Origin of the sequence: Pseudomonas sp. P97.38, from assembly GCF_001269745.1 — a bacterium.
GTDB lineage: Bacteria > Pseudomonadota > Gammaproteobacteria > Pseudomonadales > Pseudomonadaceae > Aquipseudomonas > Aquipseudomonas chlororaphis_E.
The window spans coordinates 441,581-463,896 of sequence record NZ_LHVJ01000009.1; the positions used below are offsets into that span (position 1 = coordinate 441,581).

Below are 22,316 nucleotides of genomic sequence, written 5' to 3' on the forward strand. Positions count from 1 at the left end.
TGTGTCGTGCTCAAGCCGAAGAGCGGCCTAGCGGCCACCGGCATCGTTGATGCAAACCACCTTGGGCTGCGTCATGTCTTCATAGGCGAAACGTACGCCCTCACGGCCCATGCTGCCGTACTTGAACCCTCCAAACGGCATTGCATCGAAGCGATAGTCGGAAGAGTCATTAATCATCACGCCACCGGCTTCAAGTCGCTTGGCAGCGGTCATCGCCACATTCAGATTGCTGGTGAAAATCCCGGCATGCAGGCTGTACTCGGGTTCGTTGGCCAGCGCCAACGCCTCATCCAAAGACGCGACGCGCTGCAGGATGACCACCGGGCTGAATACCTCTTCGCACCACAACCGGCATTGGCGGTCGACGCCCTCCAGCACCGTGGGCGAGTAAAGTGAGGCCCTGCGCGTGTTGCCGAACAACAGGGTGGCACCTTGGGCAATGGCGTCATTGACCACCTCTTCGGTGCGCTTGGCAGATGCCTCGGTGATCATCGGCCCGACATCGGTTTGCTCATCGGCCGGGTTGCCCACGATCAGCTCTCGGGTCTTTTCGACGAAGCGTGTTTTGAAAGCTTCATAGAGTGGGGCCTCGATGAGGATTCGCTGGGTCCCTATGCAGTTTTGACCGGCGGCCCAGAAAGCCCCCGATACGCAAGCATCGACCGTCTCAGTCAGTGCACAATCGGCCATTACGATGACCGGTGCGTTGCCCCCGAGGTCCATGGCCAGTTTCTTCAGGCCGGCGGTACGCGAGATCTGCTCACCGGTGACAAAGCCCCCCGTGAACGACACCATGCGCACGGCGCGATGGGCGACCAAGGCCTTGGCCAGCGCGGCGCCACCGGTAGCGACCGTCACCACGACCCGCGGCAGGCCCGCGTCGACAAGGCATTCCACCAGCTTGATCGCCGATAACGGCGTGAGCTCCGACGGCTTGAGAACAACTGCATTGCCACCGGCAATGGCGGGCCCCAGTTTATGTGCGACCAGGTTCAGCGGGTCGTTGTAGGGCGTGATTGCAAGAATTACCCCCAGTGGTTCGCGAGTGAACCAGCCCTGGCGCGATTCGGAGCCGACATAAGCGTCGAAAGGTACGACTTCACCGGCATTGCGCTTGGCTTCTTCGGCTGACAGCTTCAACGTGTTGACGCAGCGCAGCACTTCTTTTCGTGCCTGTTTCAGGGTCTTGCCTGACTCCGCGACGATGAGTTGGGCAAAAGCGTCCTTGTCACGCTCGACCGCATGCGCGGCCTTTTCCAGGATGCTCGCGCGTTCATGGCGGGCAAGGTTTTTGGCCACTGAAGCACCCAGGAGAGCCGTGTCGACAATCGTAGTGGCCGAGGAGGCAGGCATGTCCGTCACTTCTCCCACGGTGCTGCCGTCGAACGGGTTGAACACCGTTATGGCCTTGTAATCAGCAGCGAGCGAAAGACTCAAGCTATTCATGATGACTTACCTGACGCTGTCTTGTGGTTGTGGATGCTCACGATATCGGCGAGCAAGGCGAAGGCGGTTTCAACACGACCGGCCCCCGCCCCCACCACCGTGACGGGACCCAGAAGGGTCGTGGCGAAGGTGATTGCGTTGGTGGCGCCACTGACTGCACTGAGCGCATCATCGGCGGGCAGTAACTGGGGGCTCACGGAAGCTGAAATCGAGCCGTCGGCCTGTTTTTCCGCGCTGCCGATCAATTTCCAACGGGCATTCACCTTGGCCGCCTCAGCGATGTTCCCGGCGGTGATCTGCGAGATGCCTTTGCACACAACATCGTTAGGCTTGAGCTGGGCGCCCAACAGTTCGTTGGCCAGGATGGCAACCTTCAGGCGCACATCGTGCCCTTCCACATCGGCTGTTGGGTCGGCTTCGGCATAACCCAGCGCCTGGGCCTGAGCGACCGCACCGCAAAAGTCCAACCCGTTTTCCATGCTGGAGAGCACGAAGTTGGACGTACCGTTGAGGATCCCCTTGAACCCAGTGATTTGCGAGCCGGCGAGTAACTCCTTGGCCAATCGGATGACCGGGGTTCCGCTCATGACAGCCCCTTCGAACTCGAACCGGGCACCGGTACTTTGAGCCAATGCTTTCAAGCTTTGCGCATGAAGCGCCACGGGGCCTTTATTCGTGGTCACGACGCTGACGCCTTTTTCCAGGGACCAGCGGCAGAACGTGGTGGCAGGCTCCCCGTCCACAGGATTGGTGAAGGTTGCCTCAGCGACAATGTCCGCACCCGAAAAGCGGATCACGGTTTCGTTTGCCGGTTCGGCGTTACCACCTGGCAACGTGGCGAAACTGCCTTTGACAGCCGGCACGGCAGCCAACGCCTGTGCATCCAGGCCGTCTTTGTCGATGATCGAACCCAGGTAAAGGTCGCTGACACCGACAACCTTCAACGTGAAGCCCAGTTCATCTGCCCAACGTGAGTTCCTATCGGCAATAAGTTGAGTCAAGGCGCGATTAACGCCACCAAAGCCAAGCAAGGCTACTTTATATTCAGTCACGACAGGGTTCTCATTGTTATGATGTGGTGCTGAAATGGTAATCCAGTGATTTAACTTTACGAATATGGCAAATAGAACGTTGTCGCGAGCAAATTGCTCGCATCACCGTGCAACTTGCTATTTGGCGCTGGACAAGACGAAAGAGGTGACGGTGTTCAAGACGCCAGGAAGTGCCGATATCTCTGCCCATACTTTGTGAATGCGATCGGCGTTGATTGCTTCGACGGTTAATACCAAGTCCCAATCACCACTCATGACATTGCAGGAAATAACTTCCGGCATGGACACTACACAGCGAACCACTTCAGCATCACGCATGCGTTCTTTACGGTAGACGAAGATGAGTGCCTTGATAGGCCCGGTATCGTTAGAAGGCATGCCTTTGACGATGGTGTACCCTCTGACATAACCATCGCGCTCCAGGCGTTCTATTCGCAACCTGACGGCGTTTCTGGATAAGTTGACCTTCATGGCAATGTCGTTATGAGACAGTCGTGCATTACGGGTCAATGCTTCCAGGATTTTTTCATCCACCTTATCTAAAACACGTTTCATCTCTGGCTCCGACGTTATAACAAGTGAGACTCCGTGTCTTTGGATAAGACCCCGACCCACTCAGCCAGCGCCCTACTGTCATTAGCGATGCAAAGGCAGTCTGGTTCAGGTGCCGACGAGCCTGCTGCATCCTCCTGGCGGCCGTGGTCCGAGGGATGGGTCGTTGCCAGGCAGATCATGGGGATGAGCAGGCTGCGCCTGCTCACCCGGGCGGCGTGCAAGCCGACAGCGGTATTGGCGCTGATCCGATACCCGTTCTGCGCAAACAACTCATGAATGCAAGTCAATGCATCGGCGTCGTCCACGGCCAGCGAATCGAACAACTTTCGTGCGCCCAACCATTCATCCTGTTCCAACTGGACCGCGCCGCTGCCCTCCAACAATTCCATGTTCCGAACGACTTTTTCTGTGCATCGATTGAGCATGCTCCATTGCAAGCGCTCAAAGTTCGAAGCCAGTGAAACATTCATGCTGGGTGTGTTGGTGGTGCGGATTTCACTGCGGCTGTAGAGGTTTGACTGCAGGAAGTGGTGCAGGCCGGCGTTGGCGTTAGTGGCAACAACCAACTGCCGTATGGGCAGCCCCATTTCCTTGGCCATATAACCGGCGTATAGCGCGCCAGAATTTGCCGTGGGTACACTGAATGCGACTTCTCGCTTAGGCGCACCGAGTTGTAGCGCGGAATAAAAATAGAACGACAGATGCGCCAGTACGCGAACCCAGTTCACAGAGTTGAACGAAATGATCGGCCGCTTTGAATCGTGACGTTGGCGGAAGAATTGTTCGCACAAGCGATGACAATCGGAGTAGTCCCCGTCAACCGCTATATTGACCACATTTTCCGCACTCGCACTCAGTAACCGACGACGATGGGCTGGGGTTATTCCTTTCAAGGGGTGCAGCACCAAGAGAGTGACACCCTTGATGCCCGAAAAAGCTTTTATAGCCGAAGCGCCCGTGTCCCCGCCTGTACAACCTAGAACCAACGCCTCCCTTGAACTCTTCAGTAACTCGTGCTGAACAAAACGCGACATTAACTGGAGCCCAAGGTCTTGATAGACACCGGCAGGGCCATGGAACAATTCCAGTACCCACTCGTTGCTTGCTGTCTGGTGCAGCGGTGCAACGGCGTTGCTTTTAAAGCCGCCAAACGTCTCTTCAAGCAGATGAGACAGTTGTCCTTGCTCAATCCAGTCCCCGACAAAGGGCGCAATCACGTGTCGAGCCAACTCATGAAAGGGCAACCATTCTAGCCGGGTGAGCGCTTCCTTTTTGAAGCGGGGTACCTTGCGCGGCACGTACAAGCCACCGTCCGGTGCGTACGAGCCCATCAGCACTTCGCTGAATTCGAATGTTCTTCCAGGCGTCCGCGTGCTGACGTATTTCATGATCCAAGACACCCTCAAGCCATCTGTGAGCTACCAGCCCGCAAGGGGGCGGCGCTCGGCTGGAATTCATTGCGGCGGTTTCTACGCCTCCTGTCCAGCTTCAGTCTACCGACTATAAAAGTCAATATACTGACCTGACAATATTCCAAGTGGTTGGGACTGCTGGCATAAGCGCTGCTGCCTCCCACCGCGAGAAGGAGGCAGGAGAACAGTGCGATGTTCAGCTCAATTCAAGCGCGTCGATCACGGCGGCAATTTGATCGCGCCCTTCCCCGGTAACAGTCCGTAGTGGCAGCGGGACACTCGGAAAGCAGGTAAGGCCGCGAAGCTCCGCCGCTGTCGCAATCACGCGAAAGCTGCCGCCAAATTGGCGGAACAACGCCCAAAGCGGCTTCAAGGCGTCAGAAAGGCGTGTAGCTTCATCGGCGTCACCTGACAACGCCGCTCGCGTGATTGCCAACGCCGTATGGGGAAACAGACCTCCCATAACGGAGTACCAGGCATCGCAGCCAGCATTCATGCCCACGGCGGCGAACACATCACCGCTGACTCCGATCGTCACATGACTTGGAATCAGCTCACGCAGGCGCTCAACGCGCGCGCAGGCCAGGTCGGGCGACTCGGGAACGCCCGGGATTTTGATCGACCCGACATTTGGCAGCGCTGCGATGCGTCCATGCAGCTCGTCGGTAAATTCGAAATGGGTGGTCCCCGGATTATCATAGACACACAGCGGGACCGAGATATTGGCCGTGACCGTTTCGTATAGCGAGAACACGTCGTCCTGAGACAGTTTCTGGTAAGAAACAGGGGGCAGCAGCAAGGCTTTGACGCCCACCTTCTGTGCCTCTTCTGCCAGCGCCAGAACCTCGCGTGTGCGCAGCGCCCCGATGCTCACCATGACCGGCACATCCTCGGCCGCCTCCACTGCCAGATGCGCAATGCGAGTGCGTTCGGCTCGAGAAAGATACGCGTAGCCTCCCGTGGATCCGAGGGCTGCGATGGTGTCGACTTTCGCCCGCGCCAGTTGTTGCACGAGCCCCATGAACGCTTTTTCGTCCACGCCCTGCTCATTCATGGGGGTCAAGGGAAACGCACCAAGGCCAGTAAACATCTTCGTCATCCTCGATTATCTGGCCCCAGGACCAATCAATGAGCTTTCGATCAGGACGCCTGGCATCATTTGCTCCAGGCCTTCGATCAACTTGTCGCCCGCTTGCGTCAAGGCTTCGAGCGGCATCGCCGGCAAACTCTCCAGAATGAACCACATGGACGTGGCGTCCGCGCCCAGACGCGTCCTGACACCTTGCCGCCAGTTCCAGCGACGGCAGGTGACGCCTTTGTCATCGCACCAGACAACCTCGCCTGCGTCTGGATACTCGAAGGCCGGTGCGCCCTCTTTCATCGTGTCGAAGGGCTCGCTGCCATCGGCGATCACCAGCCGTGGAGCGCCAACATAGGCCTCTATGTTTTCCCCGCCCACAGGGATGGCGTACTCAATACTGATGGCGTTGTAGAGATCGACGATAGGGTCCAGGCTCGGCAAGCTACCGTCGCGTAGAACCCGCTTGCGCAATGCTTCGGCGGAACACGGCGTGCGCTGCGGCTTGGCACCGAACTTTCGGAATGTGTCGGCCCAAGCATTCAGGTGGGCTTCTCCCCAGCTGGGTCCACCTGCCAGCACTGCCTTGCAGGCACGTTCCAGGGCTGCCCGGGCAACCTCGGGATGAGTCAGAGGCGCAGCTTGCACGACGATGCTCAGCGCCCTGAATTGCGGAGCCAGTTCTGCAACGGCTTGATCGATTAACGGCAGTACAGACAGCATCAAAACCTCCAGCACCTTAAATGTCAGTTCATGCTAGTCAGCGACGACCGTCGAAGTCAATATAATGACCAATATGATCCACTATAAAGGGCGGACTGATTGACGGCACCGTTGGTAAGGGCTGAGAATTCCAGCTCATTTTTCTCATGACGCTCATCAATGACCACCAATACCAGCCTGTCGACTACCCCGGGTGCTGATGCTCAAGCCGTCAGCCTGGCCGTCGCCCGCACACTCAAGCAAGCACGCAAGGCGCAAAGGATCACGCTGGATGAGCTTTCACGGCGCTCAGGCGTGAGCAAAGGCATGGTCGTCGAAATAGAGAAATGCACGGCGAACCCCAGTATCGGGATCCTCTGCAAAATCGCAGCCGCGCTGGGGCTGTCCGTAGCCGATATCGTCAATGTGACCGAAGCCCCCTCTGCCCATGTCATCGATAGCCAGGACATCCCCACCCTCTGGACCGGCGAGTTGGGTGGCACGGCGCGGCTGCTGGCGGGCACTTCCGGCCCCAACATGATCGAGCTGTGGCGCTGGGAAATGCACCCAGGCGAATCCTTCACCTCACCTGGGCACCCCCAGGGCACACTTGAACTGTTTCATGTGGAGAAGGGAACGCTGAAATGCGTGATCGGAGAAACAGAACTCATCATCCCGGCGGGGAGCTCGGCGGTGGCTAAAACCGACGTCCCTCATGCCTACTCCAACGCAGGCAAATCCAGGCTGGTGTTCACCATGTCCGTGGCGGAGATACACCAGTAGCTTGAAGAGCGCTGCACCGAGCAGGCTGGACGTCGTCCCCTTTCCCCGGCTAGGGTCCGCTGGCGATGTACACTCCCGCCCCCCCTGTCTCCACGCTGGCGACTGGGCCTCGGGTTCCTTTTGACCGACGAATTTTTACCGATCAAAGCCACCTGACCCGGCAATTCAAGCAGGCGTTCGGGATCGGCCCTGGTGCCTATCGGTCCGCCCTGTTGCGCTGATACCCCGGCCCGCTCTCCGTTAAAAAAGACTAGTTCTGACAGTTCCTGTCCTGTCCTTCGCAATCGCGTAATCGCCGCCGCCCCCATGCGGCAGCGTTGCCTGGGGATTCTTGTACAAGAAGCTCATTTTTGTAAAACCGACCAGCGGTCTTGTCAAAAAGACCCTATCTAGAGCGCCCAGTAAAAACAACGGCGCCGATGGCAGCACCAGCGATATGGTTTTCCAGGGCGAGGCCAGCACCCTGTGGCAAGCCCGATACAGCGCCGAGCCGTTCAACGGTTTTACCTTCGAAGAAGTCTCCTCGCTGGACGAGTTGATTGCCGGTGCCGGCGTCGTCGAAGGTGCGACGCCGGTCTGGGCTTTTGCTGGTCTCGGCTTGCTCGGGGTGGGCGGTACCGCGGCCGCGGCCGGCGCGGTCGCCAGTGGCGGTGGTGGCGGCAACGGCGCGACGGTCGATACGACGGCGCCTGACGCACCCACAGGGCTGGCACTGAGCAGTGACGGGTTGACGCTGAGCGGCCTGGGGGAAGCCGGGAGCCTGCTCACCATACGTGATGCACTGGGCAACCTACTGGGCACCGGGACGGTTGGCACTGATGGCCGGTTCGAGGTGGTACTGAGCAGCCCGCAGACCAATGGCCAGACCCTTGAGGTCGTCTTGACCGATGCGGCCGGCAACGTTTCGGCTCCCGGCACAGTGACCGCCAGCGACAACGCTCATCCAAAATTAATTTGCAAAAACTATGATTGGATCCAAAGTGAACAGACAGATGGCGAGCGGCAATGCCAAGGCAACGCCGCTCAAGACCTGACGGGGCTAGTTCTCCACCGCCCGGTACTCCACCGTAAGATGAGTCACTTCATGTACCGCGCTCAACGCCGCCCGTACATCCTCCGCGGAAAACGCTCGCGGGCCCTGCACGCTGACGATGGCTGCACGCGCTTGCGGCCCTACCCGCCACACGTGCAGGTCGGTGATCTGGAGCCGGCTGGCTTGATCAAGCAGCGCGCGGATTTCTTCGGCGACGTGCTCATCCGTCTTGTCCAGCAACACCGCCGCGGTGTCTTTGATCAGCGACCACGCCCAGCGGGCAATGACCAGCGCCCCGACAATGCCCATGAGCGGGTCGAGCCATACCCAGCCCAGAAACCGGCCGGCCAGCAGCGCCACGATGGCCATGACTGACGTGACCGCGTCGGCGAGCACGTGGACATAGGCGGAGCGCAAGTTGTTGTCCTGGCCATGGGCGTGACCGTGAGCGTGATGGTCATGGGAATGTCCGTGGTCATGGCCGCCTCCACTCAGCAGCAAGGCACTGACGATGTTCACGATCAGCCCGATGACCGCGATCAGGATCGCCATCGTGAACTGCACCTGGGACGGCTCGAAAAGCCGAATCACCGATTCGACCCCGATGCCCAACGAGATCAAGCCGAGGATCAACGCCGAGGCGAATCCTCCCAGGTCACCCACCTTGCCCGTGCCGAAACTGTAGGCGGGGCTCTGCGAATGCTTGCGGGCGTACGCGTACGCGGCCGCCGCGATGCCCAGCGCGCCGGCATGGGTGGCCATGTGGAAACCGTCGGCCAGGAGCGCCATCGAGCCGGTGATGTAGCCGGCGGCAATCTCCCCTACCATCATCACCACCGTGAGTGTCACCACCCACAATGTGCGCTTGGCATTGGCGTCGTGGGCGGCGCCCAGGAAGTTGTGGCTATGAATGGAATGAGTGCTCAATGCAGTCCTCACTTTGAATACCGATGGATGGCTTCGAGCAGTTCCTCTACGCCCTGTGCCCGCTCCTGATCGGTCAGGCCAGGCTTGGCGACATGCTCCCGGGCATGATCCTCGATGATTTCGTCGAGCAAACCGTTCATCGCGCCACGCGTCGCCGCCACCAGATGCAATGTCTTGGCGCAGTCGGCGCCACCCTCCAGTGCACGCTCGATCGCCTGCACCTGCCCGGCGATGCGCTTCACACGCTTGAGCAGCTGTTCTTTACCTGCTTGTGTATGCGCCATAGCATACCCCCCTACCCTATATTGGCGACGAGCATAGCACGGCAGTGCATCCCAACGACAAGGGCCCCTTAGGGGCCCTGTCTTCTTGAACTCGGATGGCTCTGGTCTATTGCCGTGGGCTCGGGTCTACAACCCCGCCGCCTGGGCAATCTGCAACCGCCAGTTTTCCGCTTCCTGCCAGTCGTTGCCGAACGACCAGGTGGTCCAGCAGGGCGTGCCGGCACCGATCTGGAACTGAATCTGCAAGGTAAAGGTGTGATGAGTCGTGCTGGAGGTGTAGGTGGTGGAGTCTGACGTGCCCCTGCCGATCTCGCCGCCAAAGTGCGTGCTGCTGACTCGGCGCTCGCTGTGGGTGGTGTGGGTGTTGGAGGTGTGGACAGTCTGGACTTTCTCATCGACCCGAACCTGGCGGACCACCTGCGGTGCATCGATCAGCGCATGCTGGTAGCCGGACGCCTCTGCATAGAGATAGAGCACGCCGGTTTCCGGAAACAGCCCGAGCATGTTTTCCCCGCGGGAGATCCAGCGATACGGTCCCAGCGCCTGTTCGGCGAGGAAGTCGGTGCAGGTCTTGTGCAGGACGACGCCGACATTGTCTTGGACGCGCTTGAGTTCGCGGCTTTCCTGGCGCCAGAACATCGCCAGCGGCAGGCTGAAGACCCAGGTCACGCACCAGAGCAGCCCCGCGAGAATCGGACCGCCGATGTAGTGCCCCTGCCCCACCCATTTGATCAGGAAGTACCCGCAGACCAGCCCCTGGACGATCATGAACGGCTTGAGCACCACGCGCTTGCGCTGCGCCAGGCGTGCTTCGGCGGGCGGTATCAGTTGGCGGGCCTGTTCAACGCTTGCCGAAAGTGGGACGTGGGTGATTTCAGGGCGGGTAGCGATTTCGCCATGGGACATGTGCAAGGTTCCTGTGACTGCCGTGTCAGCGCCGGAGTGGCGTAAAACGCGCACTATAGCGGCTACCGGGCAGACTGCCCATGCAGACGGCAATCAAAATATCGAACAGGCCCTCGCCTGCCTTCTGATGCCATGGGGCCGGTCCATCACTTTTCGATGACCTCGCCGCGCATCGGTGCCAGGCGCTTGATCAGGCGATTCTGCACGGGCACAGGTATGCGTTGCTCATCCATCGCGGCGATCAGGTCTTCGACCAGGGCATTGAAGTCACTGCGACTGACCTTCTGTCCTTTATGACTTTCGGCCATGGTGTCGCCGGTATAAGTGCAGGGGCCGCCCGCCTCCACGCAAAACTGCTCGATCAGTTTGTCGCGCAACCGCTGGATATCGATTCTGCGAAAGCGTTCCACGATACGGTCATCTCGGGCGATGTTCAGCAACATGCCCTCGACGATCGCGGTAATTCCCGGCTGGCCGCCGAGGTCTTGATAGAGGCTGTCGTCCTTGGGCAAGGGTTGTGCGCACGCGCCCAGCAGCACGATGAGCATCAGCAGGACCCCACGCATCAGAAGCCCCCCTGAATGGACAAGTACAAGCCGTTTTGGCGATCGAGCGTCGCGATTTCACCCAGTCGCGCGTAGGCCAGTACCATTGATACATGTTTGTTGGGGAAGTAACCCACAAACAGATCAGACCAGTCACTTTCCCCGCTGAAGGACAGGTTGTCCGGTTTCTGGCGATACTCGACACCCAAGGCCCAGCGCGGATTGAGCAACACGGCCAGCGAGCCTTCCTTCAGCACGCTGCGGGTATCGCGACGATCGCCGCCGAACCCCAATAGCCCCAGTTCGTTGGCGCGGCTGTAGCGCAGGCTGCCGTTGACCAGCAGGTTGTAGCCAAACGCCGCGCCCATGAACAGCCGACTCGCAGCCAGATAGCCTTCGGTGTCGCTGTCGCGCCGGGCGCCCACCAGGCTGGGAATGAGGAAGTCGTTCTGGTGCTTGTATTGCAGGCCGACGGAGACCTGCGGCAAGGTGTCATAGATCACGTCACCGAACAGGCGCACCTTGATGGCGTAGATGTCCTGGTCGAGATGGTCGTCCGGCAGGTTCAACTTGTTCACCAGCGACCCCAGGTCGAAACGTTGCCGGGCAAAGGACAGCTCCACCCGGTTGTCATAGGCCACGGCCAAGCCCGCCACATCCAGCCGATAATCCGGCAGGTTGACAGAGGTCGCGAACGCGGTCGCGCCCCACTCGTTCTGTTCACCGTACCCGGCCAGCATCGCCCAGGGCGTGATCCCGCCGCCCGCGGCACCTTCCAGGCTGCTGGCGCCGCCTGTCGCGATCAAGCGCCCGCCATCGGCGCAAACGTGTTGGAACGCCAGGGCCATGCAGCAGCCGATCGACAGGAAGAAACGAGAAGCCATCATCTTCAATGAACCAGCGCTGTACGGATATTCAAAGGCAACGCCACCCAGGCCTCGAAGGCTGCGGCGCTGAGCGGCGGACTGATCAGGTAACCCTGCGCGGTATCGCAATGCCAGCGCTCGAGCAACCGAAGGCTGTGGGCATATTCGACGCCCTCGGCCACCACCTTGAGCCCCAGGTTGTGGCTCATCTCGATCGTCGAGCGCACGATCACCGCATCTTCACTGGCTTCGTCCAGGTCGCGGACAAAAGACTGGTCGATCTTGAGCTCTTGCACCGGCAACCGCTTGAGGTGCGCCAGGGACGAATAGCCAGTGCCAAAATCATCCACCGACAGGCTGATGCCGCAATCGCGCAGCAGATGAAGGTTCTTCAAGGCCCGCTCGGGTTCACGCATGACCGCGCTTTCCGTGACTTCGAACACCAACTGTTCGGCTGGCAACCGGTGGGTGCGTAACAACACCGCGACCCGGTTGGGCAACTCATCGCTGATCAGGTCCTCGGCGCAGATGTTCAACGACAGTTCCAGGCACAGGCCCCGTTCATTCCACTCGGCCAGTTGACGCATGCCCTCGTTGATCACCCAATACGTCAGACCCTGGATACTGCCGGTGCGCTCTGCCAACGGAATGAACTCGCCCGGCGAGATCGAGCCCAGTTGGGGATGGTGCCAGCGCAACAGGGCTTCGGCCTGGTGGACGTGATGCTTGAGGATGTCCAGCTTGGGCTGGTAATGCAGGATAAGCTCACCGTTGTTCGCCGCATGGCGCAGGTCACGAATCAACGTGATTTGCCGACGGTGAGCCAGGTCACGCCCGTGCTGGTAAACCTGCAGATGCCCTGGCATCTGAGCCGCATCCTTCATCGCGATCGATGCGCGCTCCAGCAGGCTTTGGGCGTTTTCGCCATCCGCCGGGTACGCTGCGATCCCGAGGCGGCAATCCAGGGCCAGATGATGACCGTTGATTTGCTGGGGCTTGAGCAGCAACTGCTGCAGTTGGTCGGCGATAGCCACCGCCGCGTCGCTGTCCATCCCGTCGAGCAGGATCAGAAATTCCTCGGCGATCAGGTGCGCCACGGTGTCGCCAGGTTGCAATAGGGCCTGGATGCGCTGGCCGGTTTGACGAAGCAACCGGTCAACCGTCTCGGGGTCCACCGTTTCGTTGATGCCGCGCAGGTTCTCGATGCCCAGGAAGATCAATGCCATCGGCCGTTTTGCGCTGATCGCACTGCCCAGGCGCTCCATGGCCAGTGCCCGGTTGGGCAAGTCGGTGACCGGGTCATGCAGCGCATTGTGGGCCAGTTGTTGCTCACGCTCGGCAATGCCTCTTTGCATGGCGTTGACGGCGTTGGCCAACAAGCCGAGTTCATCAGCGCGCGGCAATACCACGGGGGTCTGGTAATCGCCGTGGCCGATGCGCTCCGCCGCCAAGGCCAACGACTTGACCGGCCGCGACACCCCTCGGGCCAACAGCAAGGCACCGACCAGCGACGCGATCAGTGCCATCAGGCTAATCACCAGGATTTTTTCATCCAGCGGCGCGAAGGCCTGCATGGCTGCATCGAGCGGGCTTTGCAGCAAGGCGATCACTTGCCCATCGTACTCACCCGAACCGTCGGCCAGCGTCAGTAACTGGCTGAGGTAGTTGTGATTCAGGTGTTCCGTCGGCATGGCCCCGCTGCGGATGGACGAGCCGAGCATCAAGCGGGATATTGGCCCGTGCAATACCTCTGGCTGAGTGCTGACCAGCACCCCTGGTTGTTGCCGATCGACGGCAAGAAACGACACTTGCAGGTTGGTGAGTGAGCGCAGTTCAAGGGCAAAGGCCTCGTCCATGCTGAACCCCATCACTACCCTGGCCACCGGCAGAGGCGCGAGTACCGGTGTTTCCACCAACAAATGCGGCTTGCCCTGCAACGGCACGATCACCATGGCCTGGCGCGTACGTTGTGCCAGGCGCAGCGCGCCGTCGTACTGGAACAGCGATCCTTCGGGCGTATGGTCAAGGGTACTGGCGAGTATCGTGCCATCCATGCTCAGCAGGATCATGTCGCTGGCATTGATCCGCTTGCCATGGTTGATCAGCACTGAACGGATGGTTGCCGCGTCCCGGCTGGCCACCGCTTCGCGAAAGCCGAAGTCGGCCGCCAACAGCTGCACGCCATCGGCCAGGCGCCGCCCCTGGACTTCCATCAGCCGTTCGAAGATGCGCGTGCCGACGTCCAGTTGTGCGTCGGCCTGCCCTCGCACGGCCGTGCGGGTCGCCGCATTGACGCTGAAATACAACAAGCCGATCACCAGCAGCGACAGCAAGATCATCACTGCCGCGACTTGCGCCTGAAAACTATTGCGCAGTTTCACGAGTGGCTCGCTTGAAGGCATCACCGAAGGCACTGGTCGCGGGCGCCATCTGTTCAGGTAACGGTTCGAGTGTCAGTGTGTAGTGCTGCTGGAGTCCGCTGGCAGGAAGTTTCAGCGTGCCGGCATCGATCGGCTGCATCCCTTTGAGCTGCGGGTGCCAGAGGGTCACGTGGTATTCACCGACCGCGAGCTTGTCCAGCGCCACGTTGCCTTGAGCATCGCTGACGGCAAAGAGCGGATCGTCGGTGACAAAGACGTAGCCCAGCATGCGGTCGTGGATGTTGCAGCCCAGGACCACCACGCCAGGCTTGTCGAACAGGACCGGCTCGGAGGGCGTGCCCTCGTACAAACGCAGCTCGAAACGCTTGGCGGGTGAAAACGAGTAGACCTGGTGGCGGATGTTGTCGCTGTTGGGAAACTTGATCAGGGAGCCGGTGTGCACAGCCAGTACGTGAGGCGCAAACTGCTGGTTGCGCTGGTCCATGCTGGCGGCCAAGTCAGTTGAGGGCCTATCGATAGGGCCTTTGAGGGTAATGACGGCATCGGGTAACCGCTTGCCCGTGCCCTCGAGAATCTCGACATCAAGCTTCGCCACACCCGCCCACCCGACCGGGGCAGCAAGCAGCAATAGCAAGGCGAAAAGGGAGATTTTTTTGGCCATGCCAATTCCACTGAAAACGATGGGTGAAGGATCTGGGTGACACACCCCTCACGGCGGCACCGGCAATCACGCACTTGGGCGTCTATCAGGGTATCGACCGTCTGGCGCAAACCTGAACAGGCTCGCTGGAAATTCCTTGGCGCCATGGCATGCCCAGGCCACGCCACACCTGGAGGCTCGCTCCTGTAGGCGCAATTGAATGCCTGGTCTACCGGAACCCCGCCGATGTCGGGGGGTTACTGTGCATCCAGCGTGAGGCGAACCTTTTCCAGCAACTCGCTGATCTGGAAGGGCTTGACGAGCATTTCCATGCCGCTGCCCAGGAACACCTGGCGGTTGAGCGCGGTTTCGGCGTAGCCCGTCATGAACAGGATGGGCAAACCTTCACGCCAGCCTCGCGCCACATCGGCCAATTCCCGGCCGCTCATGCGTGGCAGGCCGACGTCGGTCAGCAGCAGGTTAATGGTCGGATCATTCTGCAAGCGCTCCAACGCGGTTTCGATATCCGGTGCCTGGGTGCAGCGATAGCCCGCATCCTCCAGCACTTCGGTCACGAACAGGCGCACCGAAGGCATGTCCTCGACAATCAGCACATGCTCGCCAGAAGCCTGCGGGTCGACAATGAGCGGGGCGACGTAAGCCTGTGTCGAATCGCTGGTGGCCGGCAGCATGATCGTCACTTCAGTGCCGCACCGCGCCACGCTGCGGATGTGCGCATCGCCGCCAGACTGACGGGCGAAACCGTAGATCATCGACAGCCCCAACCCGGTGCCCTGCCCCAGCGGCTTGGTGGTGAAGAACGGCTCGAACACCTTGTCGATCACACTGTGATCGATGCCGGTGCCATCGTCGCGCACCGACAACGCGACATACGCGCCATCGGCCAGGTTGGGGGCGCCATGGGAATGCGCCGCATAGGTGTTGAGCCAAATGTTGCCGCCCTTGGGCAGCGCATCCCGGGCGTTGATCACCAGGTTCAGTACCGCGCTTTCCAGTTGCACCGGGTCGACCAGCGCAATCGCCGGTTTGGTGGTCAATTCGAGCTTGAGGTTGATGCGTTCGCCAATGGTGCGCATCAGCAGCTCTTCCAGCGAGCGCACTTGCTCGTTGATGTCCACCGGACGGGTGTCGAGCGGCTGCTGGCGAGCGAAGGCCAGCAGTCGATGCGTGAGGGAGGCCGCGCTCATTGCCGAATTCAGTGCCGCCTCGGCGTAAAACTGAACCTTGTCCGGACGTGCATCGGCCATGCGTTTCTGGATCAGTTCCAGGCTGGTGATGATGCCGGTCAACAGGTTGTTGAAGTCATGGGCGATGCCGCCGGTGAGCTTGCCCAGTGCGTCCATTTTCTGCACTTGCAGCAATTGTGATTCGGCGCGCGCCCGCTCGGCGACTTCCTTGGCCAGTTGCGTGGTGGTGTCGTCCAGCCGTGCCAGGTGAGAACGCTCACGATGGCGGTGTTCGGTGACGTCCTCGATGAACACCAGGCTCAGTTGCGGCGTGCGGTACGGTGATATCTGCCACTCGGTCTCACGAATCTCACCCTGCACGCGCATGTTCAACGTGCCCTTCCAGCGTTCGCCATCGGCCAGGCGTTGGCGCAACTCGTCGAGAACCGCGCCCTGGTCCTCGTCGAAGCATTCGCTGAGGGTTTCCGGGGCATGGTTGTCCTGGATCATCTGCGCGAAAGCATGGTTACACTCATGCACTTTCAAATGCGCATCGAGCACGGCAATTGGCGCCGAGACGTTGACGAAAATCTCGCGAAAGCGCGCCTCGCTCTCGCGCAGCGCGTTTTCGGTGTCGCGCACCCGCAGCAAGGTGCGCAGGGTCGCCAGCAGCACGTCCGGGTCTACGGGGTGAATCAGGTAGGCGTCGGCACCGGCGTTGAGGCCGGTGATGATGTCGCCGGTCTGGATCGACGCGGCCGATACATGGATCACCGGCAGCAACGCGGTGCGCGCATCGACGCGCAAGGTACGTACGATGTCGAAGCCGCTCATGTCCGGCAGGTTGACGTCCAGGATCAGTGCGTCGATGGGCTCGCCGGCGATCCGCGCCAGGCCCTCGCTGCCGGTACCGGCCTCCAGCACCACGTAGCCGTGGCTCTCCAGACGCCGGCGCAAGGCATAGCGGGTGGCGATGTTGTCGTCGACGATCAACAGACGAATGTCACGATTCATCGGCATTCTCCAAGGCGAGTGCCAATGGAATGGTCACGAAGAAGTTCGAGCCGACCCCCGGTGTACTGTCCATCCCGACCTCGCCCCCCAGCAACGCCGCGAAGCGTTTGCACAACGACAGGCCCAGGCCGGTTCCGCGCAGGCGTTTCTGCAAGGGCGAGTCGACCTGGATGAAGTCCTCGAACAATGCACCGTGCAGTTCCGGCGCGATGCCTATTCCGGTGTCGCTGACAGCGAAGCGCACCCGGTCCGGTCCTTCCAGGCGGGCCGAGATCCGCACTTCGCCGCGGGTGGTGAACTTCAATGAGTTGGAAATGAAGTTGCGCAGGATCTGCGCGAGTTTCTTGTCATCGGTGTACAGGCGCGGAAGGCCGACGGGCTCTTCGAAGATCAGGTCCACCGCGGACGCATCGACGATCGGTCGGAACATCCCGCGCAGGGCCGAGAACAGGTCGAACATGTCGAACCACGCCGGGGAAATGGAGATCCGTCCGGCTTCGATTTTCGCCAGGTCGAGCAAGTCATCGACCATGTCGCTGAGTTCGCGGGCGGCGCTGCTGACGAACGCCACCTGCTTGTGCTGCTCGGGGCTGAGCGGGCCGTCGAGTTCATCGGCGAGCAGGCTGTTGATGCTCAGGATCGAACCCAGCGGCGTGCGGAACTCATGGCTCATGTACGACAGGAAGCGGCTCTTGAGGTCCGAGGCCTGGCGCAGTTGCTCAGCCTGGGTGTCGAGTTCGGCATAGAGCGCCAGCACGCCCTGGTTGGTTTCATCGAGTTCGTCGCGCAGAGCGGCGTTCTCGCCCTGCAACTGGGCGATCAACACGGCTTGCTCGGCAGGGTTCAGGGTAGACGGCTCAGCCATGGGCGGCCTCCAAGGCAACGACCAGCACGGTCACATCATCGCGCCCACGGCAGAAGTCTCGATGCAGGACAGTGGCGATCACAGCGGGATGACGGTGCACCAGGCCGGGGTAGTCTTGAAGATTCCAACGGGACTGCAAGCCATCGCTGTACATGATCAATAAATGTCCGTTCACGTGAGCATAGTCAAAGGGCTGGGCTCTGCGGTATTGGCTGCCGACGATGCCCGGGCTCGACACCAGGCCCCGCGACTTGTCCGCGCTGATAAGGGTGGCGCCGATGTTGCCAACGCCGGTAAACGTCAGGCCATCGCGCGCGGCATTGAACTGGGCGAAAGCGGCTGCGCCGCCACGCGTGCCAATCATGTCGCGGTGCATGTCCTCCATCAACAGCACCGCACTGGCGAACGGGGTCTGGGCGAACGCCCGCTCCCCCGCCTTGGCCGCGCGCTCGGCATCCTCACCGTGGCCGAGGCCGTCGATCACCAGAGCACTGATGTTGGCGCCGTTGTACGCCAGGTGCCAGGTGTCGCCACACGCCGGATCGTCGTTCAGCGAATGCTGGCTGACGCCGTAACGCACGTCCGGCTGGCGATTGCCGCGCGGATACAGCCGCGCCAGCAACACCGCGCCACGGGCATCGGCGTACACATCGAACACTTCGGTCTGGCGCGCCACGGCCCCAAGGCCGATGCCCTGGGTGCCCCCGGTGGAATACCCATCCGTCAGGCAGGCGTCCAGATCGAAGCCCTGGGCGCGATCGACCGCGAGCATCTCGATGCCAAACCCGTCGGGACAAGGTAACAGGCGCAGGTGGAGCTCGCCGCGGCTGGCGTGCTTGAGCACATTGCTGGCCAGTTCGGTGGCGACCAGGGCCACGCGTCCGGCATCGGTGGCATCAAAGCCGTTTTGCTCGGCGAGCCTTTGCGCGGTACGCCGGGCATGGCCGACCTGGCTGCTGTCTTCGATCAGCAGCACCTGGGTCAGTGACCCAGCGATCGTCATGTCCATCGGGTAATCGTGATTCGTGTGCCCTTGCCGGGCTCGGTGTCGAGCTCAAACTCATCGACCAGTCGCTTGGCACCGGTCAGCCCAAGCCCCAGGCCACCGCCGGAGGTCCAACCGTCGGTCATCGCCAGCTTGATGTCGGCGATGCCCGGCCCTTCGTCGCGAAAGACCAGGCGCAGGCCGACCCTGTCGCCCTCGTCGAGGATCTGCCAATCCATGTCGCCGCCACCGCCATAGACCATGGTGTTACGCGCCAGCTCGCTGACGGCGGTCACCAGTTTGGTCAGGTCGATCAGGCGCATGCCGCATTCGGTGGCCAGTTTGCGTGCCGTTTGCCGGGCGAGCACCACGTCCTGTTCGATGTTGATCGGTTGAGTGCCGCTGCTGCGCACGGTCATGAATGGCGTACTCGTTCCTGCAGCAGTTTCATTCCGCGCTCGACGTTCAGCGCAGTGCTGACGCCGGGCAGCGTCAGGCCGAGTTCGACCAGGGTGATCGCCACGGCCGGTTGCATGCCCACCAGCATGGTCTCGGCGTCCATGATTTTCGACAGGCCGGAAATGGTCGCGATCATCCGGCCGATGAACGAATCGACCATGTCCAGTGCGGAAATGTCGATCAACACCCCGCGGGCCGACGTCTTGCTGATGCGCTCGGACAGATCGTCCTGCAGGGTCAGGGCCAGTTGGTCATGCATGTCGACCTGGATCGTGACCAGCAGAAAGTCGCCCATCTGTAGAATCGGGATACGTTCCATCGGCTCAGACCGTCTTGCCAAGGCTGACGCCCAGGCGGGTCAAGGCCAGTTTCAGTGCGTCGGCCAGGTTGGCCTTGGTGACCACGCCTTGCAGGTCGAGGCCCAGGTGCACGATGGTCTGGGCGATTTGCGGACGCACGCCGCTGATGATGCAGTCGGCGCCCATCAGGCGAATGGCGGTCACGGTCTTGAGCAGGTGCTGGGCGACCAGCGTATCAACGGTCGGCACACCGGTGATGTCGATGATGGCGATTTCCGAACCGGTGTCGACGATACGCTGCAACAGCGACTCCATCACCACCTGGGTGCGTTGCGAATCGAGGGTGCCGATCATCGGCAGCGCCAGTACGCCGTCCCACAGCTTGACGACCGGGGTGGACAGCTCCAGCAGTTCCTCCTGCTGACGCTTGATCACCGCCTCGCGGGATTTCTGGAAGGTGCGGATGGTGTGCATCCCGAACGCATCGAACAGCTCGGAGATTTCCCACAGTTGCTCGGCCAGCAGCGCCGGTTGCTCACGGTAATGAGCTTGCAGCAAGGCAAACAGCGGCCCCTTGAGGGCGAAAATGAAACTGGCGGTCTGTTGCGAATCCTGCCCGAGTTGGGCGCGACTTTGGGAGAGCTTTTCGAGGAACTGGCGCGTGGACTCCCAGCCCGGGGTATTGATGTTGGTGCCGTTGTTGTTTTGCAGGCCATTGATCACCAGTTGCAGGAACTCGCTGGTTTGTTGCTGCAGGTCCTGGCTTTTGAGGTTGCGGGTCGCGCCACTGGTTTCCAGTCCGTTGATCCATTCGCCCAGCACCTGCGCCTGTTTGTCTTTCATCGCCTCGAGCGTGGTGTTCTGCAGTGCTGCCATGTGTGAGTTGCTCCTGAACGTAGGGGAAACCGGTGACTGAGAACGACCGGCGCGAATGAATGACCTTGGCCATCAGAAATAGTTTGGGTAGTTGTTTCGGGAATTTACAGGGGCTTAGTCCTTGATGCTCGTAATTTTTTTAACTTTGCCTGGATGTCACTTATAGCCGTGCAGATTGCGTGAATGAGTGTTGCTTTTTCGCCCGAACCTGCAAGTGCTGGCCGCCGTCCACGGTAGCCCGGACGGCAAGCTAGGCCTGCGCAGGAGCGCCCAGGGTCTTGATCAAAAAGCTGCGCAGTCCATCCACCGCGATCGATCCTTGCGAGGCCCGGCTGCGATAGACCGCCACGCTCATGGATTCCAGCGCGCCCAGGCCATGTTCCTGGCCCAGCACCTGAAGGTTGGCCGGGGTGCAGCAGCGGGTCAGCACCGCCACCGCGACCCCGCTTTCCACCGCGGCGATCTGCCCGGCCAGGCTCGAACTGTTGTAGACGACCTTGTAGCGACGCCCATGGCGGACCAGGGTTTCCACAGCGGTGCGGCGGGCCAGGCTTTCTTCGTCGTAGACCGCGATCGGCAGCGGATCCCGACGCCAGAGCTCGAACTGCGGCGAGCCGACCCAGACCATGGGTTCATGGAACAGAAAGGCGCCGCGACGCGGACTGTCGCGCGAGACCAGGGCCAGGTCCAGTTCACCGCTGGCCACCCGGGGAATCAGTGCGGTGGATTGCTCACAGGTCAACTCGATGTCGACGCTGGCGTAGCGCGCCGAGAACCGTTTCAACACCGGCGTGAGGTAAGGCGCGGCGTAATCCTCCGCCACGCCGAGGCGGATCCGTCCGCTCAGCTGTTCGCCCCAGAAGGCCCCCAGCGTTTCTGCGTGCAAGGCCAGCATGCGCCGGGCGTAGCCGAGCAGTGCTTCGCCGTCACTGGTGAGCTGGAAGTGTCGCGGGCCGCGGCTCAGGACCTGGCGACCCAAGGCCGACTCGAGTTTCTTGAGCTGCATGCTGACGGCCGACTGCGACTTGTTGATCTCAAGGGCGGCGCTCGACAGCGAGCCGGTATCGACGGCGGCGACGAAGCACTTGAGCCAATCGATCTGAAGATCCCTGGGTGTCATGGTGGAAAAAACCCTGCATTCGATAATCGAATACCTGAGTGCCACAATATGCGCTTTTCGTCCAGGCCTTCTCGCGTCAACATCGGCGCCTGTCATCGTGCACCGGAGCCCCCATGTCCCTCGACGCCTGGCTGTTCTACCTGCTGACCTGCTGTGGCATCGCCCTGGTGCCCGGCCCCAATGCCCTGTTGGTGCTGACCCACGGGGCGATCCATGGCCACCGCAAGACGCTGTTCACCATCACCGGCGGCGTCCTCGGTTTCGTCATCGTGATCGCCTTGTGCGTCCTCGGCCTGGGCGCCTTGCTGCAAGCGTCGCTGCATTGGTTGACCGCGCTGAAGATCATCGGCGGGCTCTACCTGATCTGGCTGGGGCTTAGCCTGTGGCGTTCGGAGGCGATGACCCTGGCGGTCAACGACGTGAGCGGCTCGGCCGACTGGTCGCTGTTTCGCCAGGGGCTGCTGTCGGCGATTTCCAACCCCAAGGCCTTGCTGTTGTTCACCGCATTCATCACGCCGTTCATCGACGCCCAGCGCAATCTGATCCTGCAGGCGACGGTCATGGCGCTGACCTACGCATTCGTCGAATTCGCCGTGGAGTTCGGCGTGGCGAGCGCGGCGAACCGGGTCCGGCCGTGGCTGGCGCGGATGGGCCGGCGTTTCAACCGCATCTGTGGCGGTTTTTTCGTGGCGTTTGGGGCGTTGTTGCCGATCCGCTAGGCAGGTGCCTTCGTGGGGGGCGGCGTGAGCGACGGACGTCTGCCGCAGCCGCCATTGTGCAACGCAATGGCGGCGCATGTTCCGTGGCTGGCTCCCCTCTCAGGGCTCAAGCTTGGGCCTTGCATGCCGATCAACTTCCCAGTTCGCCCTCGCCTTCAGGCAAGATAGGCCCTTTCAGCTTC

22 protein-coding genes and 2 pseudogenes are annotated in these 22,316 nt (G+C 61.0%); 4 read left to right on the forward strand and 20 right to left on the reverse strand.

What is annotated here, in order from left to right; genetic code table 11:
• Positions 1 to 27: 27 nt before the first annotated feature.
• The 6 genes from AD664_RS03925 to AD664_RS03950 form a co-directional block, all read right to left on the reverse strand.
• Positions 28 to 1,446 (reverse strand): aldehyde dehydrogenase family protein, encoded by a 1,419-nt coding sequence (locus tag AD664_RS03925; RefSeq protein ID WP_042731164.1) that lies wholly within the window; start codon positions 1,444 to 1,446, stop codon positions 28 to 30.
• Entirely contained in the window at positions 1,443 to 2,498 is a 1,056-nt protein-coding gene (locus tag AD664_RS03930; RefSeq protein ID WP_042731163.1) for a homoserine dehydrogenase, read from the reverse strand. The genes AD664_RS03925 and AD664_RS03930 overlap by 4 nt, the downstream gene beginning before the upstream one ends.
• Before the next feature lie 117 nt (positions 2,499 to 2,615).
• The gene (locus AD664_RS03935) at positions 2,616 to 3,053 is read right to left on the reverse strand and encodes an Lrp/AsnC family transcriptional regulator (RefSeq protein ID WP_042731162.1); all 438 of its coding nucleotides are present in this window, start codon (positions 3,051 to 3,053) and stop codon (positions 2,616 to 2,618) included.
• Between the two features lie 14 nt (positions 3,054 to 3,067).
• On the reverse strand, positions 3,068 to 4,441 hold the full coding sequence (locus AD664_RS03940; protein WP_042731161.1) for a pyridoxal-phosphate dependent enzyme: 1,374 nt from the start codon (positions 4,439 to 4,441) through the stop codon (positions 3,068 to 3,070).
• Between the two features lie 220 nt (positions 4,442 to 4,661).
• The gene (locus AD664_RS03945; protein ID WP_042731160.1) at positions 4,662 to 5,555 is read right to left on the reverse strand and encodes a dihydrodipicolinate synthase family protein; all 894 of its coding nucleotides are present in this window, start codon (positions 5,553 to 5,555) and stop codon (positions 4,662 to 4,664) included.
• A 15-nt stretch (positions 5,556 to 5,570) separates the two neighbouring features.
• Entirely contained in the window at positions 5,571 to 6,266 is a 696-nt protein-coding gene (locus AD664_RS03950) for a B3/4 domain-containing protein (RefSeq protein WP_047738548.1), read from the reverse strand.
• Between the two features lie 159 nt (positions 6,267 to 6,425).
• Between AD664_RS03950 and AD664_RS03955 the strand changes: the two genes are divergently transcribed.
• The 3 genes and pseudogenes from AD664_RS03955 to AD664_RS28120 form a co-directional block, all read left to right on the forward strand.
• Positions 6,426 to 7,028, forward strand: coding sequence for a helix-turn-helix domain-containing protein (locus AD664_RS03955; protein ID WP_042731158.1), 603 nt, complete (start codon positions 6,426 to 6,428; stop codon positions 7,026 to 7,028).
• A 134-nt stretch (positions 7,029 to 7,162) separates the two neighbouring features.
• Positions 7,163 to 7,249 (forward strand): annotated as a pseudogene (locus AD664_RS27790) (AraC family transcriptional regulator); the annotation flags it as partial.
• A gap of 110 nt (positions 7,250 to 7,359) precedes the next feature.
• Positions 7,360 to 7,950, forward strand: a pseudogene (locus AD664_RS28120) (Ig-like domain-containing protein); the annotation flags it as partial.
• Positions 7,951 to 8,067: 117 nt separating this feature from the next.
• On the opposite strand, the gene dmeF reads toward AD664_RS28120, so the two are convergent.
• The 14 genes from dmeF to AD664_RS04025 form a co-directional block, all read right to left on the reverse strand.
• Positions 8,068 to 8,988, reverse strand: coding sequence for a CDF family Co(II)/Ni(II) efflux transporter DmeF (gene dmeF, locus AD664_RS03960; protein ID WP_053144530.1), 921 nt, complete (start codon positions 8,986 to 8,988; stop codon positions 8,068 to 8,070).
• An 8-nt stretch (positions 8,989 to 8,996) separates the two neighbouring features.
• The gene (locus tag AD664_RS03965; RefSeq protein ID WP_053144531.1) at positions 8,997 to 9,272 is read right to left on the reverse strand and encodes a metal/formaldehyde-sensitive transcriptional repressor; all 276 of its coding nucleotides are present in this window, start codon (positions 9,270 to 9,272) and stop codon (positions 8,997 to 8,999) included.
• Between the two features lie 126 nt (positions 9,273 to 9,398).
• Positions 9,399 to 10,178 carry a hypothetical protein gene (locus AD664_RS03970; protein WP_053144533.1) on the reverse strand — a complete coding sequence of 260 codons (780 nt, stop codon included), beginning with the start codon at positions 10,176 to 10,178 and terminating at the stop codon, positions 9,399 to 9,401.
• Between the two features lie 146 nt (positions 10,179 to 10,324).
• Positions 10,325 to 10,744, reverse strand: a complete 420-nt coding sequence (locus AD664_RS03975) for a group 1 truncated hemoglobin (RefSeq protein WP_053144534.1) — start codon at positions 10,742 to 10,744, stop codon at positions 10,325 to 10,327.
• On the reverse strand, positions 10,744 to 11,571 hold the full coding sequence (locus AD664_RS03980) for a DUF3034 family protein (protein WP_371260940.1): 828 nt from the start codon (positions 11,569 to 11,571) through the stop codon (positions 10,744 to 10,746). Before AD664_RS03980 ends, AD664_RS03975 begins: the two co-directional genes overlap by 1 nt.
• Positions 11,572 to 11,612: 41 nt before the next feature.
• Positions 11,613 to 13,970 (reverse strand): bifunctional diguanylate cyclase/phosphodiesterase, encoded by a 2,358-nt coding sequence (locus AD664_RS03985; protein ID WP_053144537.1) that lies wholly within the window; start codon positions 13,968 to 13,970, stop codon positions 11,613 to 11,615.
• Positions 13,954 to 14,631, reverse strand: coding sequence for a methylamine utilization protein (locus AD664_RS03990; RefSeq protein WP_053144539.1), 678 nt, complete (start codon positions 14,629 to 14,631; stop codon positions 13,954 to 13,956). Before AD664_RS03990 ends, AD664_RS03985 begins: the two co-directional genes overlap by 17 nt.
• Positions 14,632 to 14,867: 236 nt before the next feature.
• Positions 14,868 to 16,811, reverse strand: coding sequence for a response regulator (locus tag AD664_RS03995; RefSeq protein ID WP_053144541.1), 1,944 nt, complete (start codon positions 16,809 to 16,811; stop codon positions 14,868 to 14,870).
• Positions 16,801 to 17,676 (reverse strand): sensor histidine kinase KdpD, encoded by an 876-nt coding sequence (locus AD664_RS04000; RefSeq protein WP_053144543.1) that lies wholly within the window; start codon positions 17,674 to 17,676, stop codon positions 16,801 to 16,803. The genes AD664_RS03995 and AD664_RS04000 overlap by 11 nt, the downstream gene beginning before the upstream one ends.
• Entirely contained in the window at positions 17,669 to 18,679 is a 1,011-nt protein-coding gene (locus AD664_RS04005) for an ATP-binding protein (RefSeq protein WP_053144735.1), read from the reverse strand. Before AD664_RS04005 ends, AD664_RS04000 begins: the two co-directional genes overlap by 8 nt.
• Positions 18,676 to 19,080 (reverse strand): anti-sigma regulatory factor, encoded by a 405-nt coding sequence (locus tag AD664_RS04010; RefSeq protein WP_042732013.1) that lies wholly within the window; start codon positions 19,078 to 19,080, stop codon positions 18,676 to 18,678. Before AD664_RS04010 ends, AD664_RS04005 begins: the two co-directional genes overlap by 4 nt.
• Entirely contained in the window at positions 19,077 to 19,439 is a 363-nt protein-coding gene (locus AD664_RS04015; protein ID WP_042732012.1) for an STAS domain-containing protein, read from the reverse strand. Before AD664_RS04015 ends, AD664_RS04010 begins: the two co-directional genes overlap by 4 nt.
• Positions 19,440 to 19,443: 4 nt before the next feature.
• Entirely contained in the window at positions 19,444 to 20,295 is an 852-nt protein-coding gene (locus AD664_RS04020) for an STAS domain-containing protein (protein WP_053144545.1), read from the reverse strand.
• A 250-nt stretch (positions 20,296 to 20,545) separates the two neighbouring features.
• On the reverse strand, positions 20,546 to 21,415 hold the full coding sequence (locus AD664_RS04025) for a LysR family transcriptional regulator (RefSeq protein ID WP_042732010.1): 870 nt from the start codon (positions 21,413 to 21,415) through the stop codon (positions 20,546 to 20,548).
• 113 nt (positions 21,416 to 21,528) lie between these two features.
• Between AD664_RS04025 and AD664_RS04030 the strand changes: the two genes are divergently transcribed.
• Positions 21,529 to 22,134 carry a LysE family translocator gene (locus tag AD664_RS04030; protein WP_053144547.1) on the forward strand — a complete coding sequence of 202 codons (606 nt, stop codon included), beginning with the start codon at positions 21,529 to 21,531 and terminating at the stop codon, positions 22,132 to 22,134.
• The last annotated feature ends 182 nt before the right edge of the window (positions 22,135 to 22,316 follow it).

Excerpts from the sequence above, each read along its gene's own strand:
- AD664_RS03925 (WP_042731164.1), bottom strand. The coding sequence starts at position 1,446 with ATGAATAGCTTGAGTCTTTCGCTCGCTGCTGATTACAAGGCCATAACG.
- AD664_RS03935 (WP_042731162.1), bottom strand. The coding sequence starts at position 3,053 with ATGAAACGTGTTTTAGATAAGGTGGATGAAAAAATCCTGGAAGCATTG.
- AD664_RS03940 (WP_042731161.1), bottom strand. The coding sequence starts at position 4,441 with ATGAAATACGTCAGCACGCGGACGCCTGGAAGAACATTCGAATTCAGC.
- AD664_RS03945 (WP_042731160.1), bottom strand. The coding sequence starts at position 5,555 with ATGTTTACTGGCCTTGGTGCGTTTCCCTTGACCCCCATGAATGAGCAG.
- AD664_RS03950 (WP_047738548.1), bottom strand. The coding sequence starts at position 6,266 with ATGCTGTCTGTACTGCCGTTAATCGATCAAGCCGTTGCAGAACTGGCT.
- AD664_RS03955 (WP_042731158.1), top strand. The coding sequence starts at position 6,426 with ATGACCACCAATACCAGCCTGTCGACTACCCCGGGTGCTGATGCTCAA.
- AD664_RS03965 (WP_053144531.1), bottom strand. The coding sequence starts at position 9,272 with ATGGCGCATACACAAGCAGGTAAAGAACAGCTGCTCAAGCGTGTGAAG.
- AD664_RS03970 (WP_053144533.1), bottom strand. The coding sequence starts at position 10,178 with ATGTCCCATGGCGAAATCGCTACCCGCCCTGAAATCACCCACGTCCCA.
- AD664_RS03975 (WP_053144534.1), bottom strand. The coding sequence starts at position 10,744 with ATGCGTGGGGTCCTGCTGATGCTCATCGTGCTGCTGGGCGCGTGCGCA.
- AD664_RS03980 (WP_371260940.1), bottom strand. The coding sequence starts at position 11,571 with ATGGCCCTGGCGTTCCAACACGTTTGCGCCGATGGCGGGCGCTTGATC.
- AD664_RS03990 (WP_053144539.1), bottom strand. The coding sequence starts at position 14,631 with ATGGCCAAAAAAATCTCCCTTTTCGCCTTGCTATTGCTGCTTGCTGCC.
- AD664_RS03995 (WP_053144541.1), bottom strand. The coding sequence starts at position 16,811 with ATGAATCGTGACATTCGTCTGTTGATCGTCGACGACAACATCGCCACC.
- AD664_RS04000 (WP_053144543.1), bottom strand. The coding sequence starts at position 17,676 with ATGGCTGAGCCGTCTACCCTGAACCCTGCCGAGCAAGCCGTGTTGATC.
- AD664_RS04005 (WP_053144735.1), bottom strand. The coding sequence starts at position 18,679 with ATGACGATCGCTGGGTCACTGACCCAGGTGCTGCTGATCGAAGACAGC.
- AD664_RS04010 (WP_042732013.1), bottom strand. The coding sequence starts at position 19,080 with ATGACCGTGCGCAGCAGCGGCACTCAACCGATCAACATCGAACAGGAC.
- AD664_RS04015 (WP_042732012.1), bottom strand. The coding sequence starts at position 19,439 with ATGGAACGTATCCCGATTCTACAGATGGGCGACTTTCTGCTGGTCACG.
- AD664_RS04020 (WP_053144545.1), bottom strand. The coding sequence starts at position 20,295 with ATGGCAGCACTGCAGAACACCACGCTCGAGGCGATGAAAGACAAACAG.
- AD664_RS04025 (WP_042732010.1), bottom strand. The coding sequence starts at position 21,415 with ATGACACCCAGGGATCTTCAGATCGATTGGCTCAAGTGCTTCGTCGCC.
- AD664_RS04030 (WP_053144547.1), top strand. The coding sequence starts at position 21,529 with ATGTCCCTCGACGCCTGGCTGTTCTACCTGCTGACCTGCTGTGGCATC.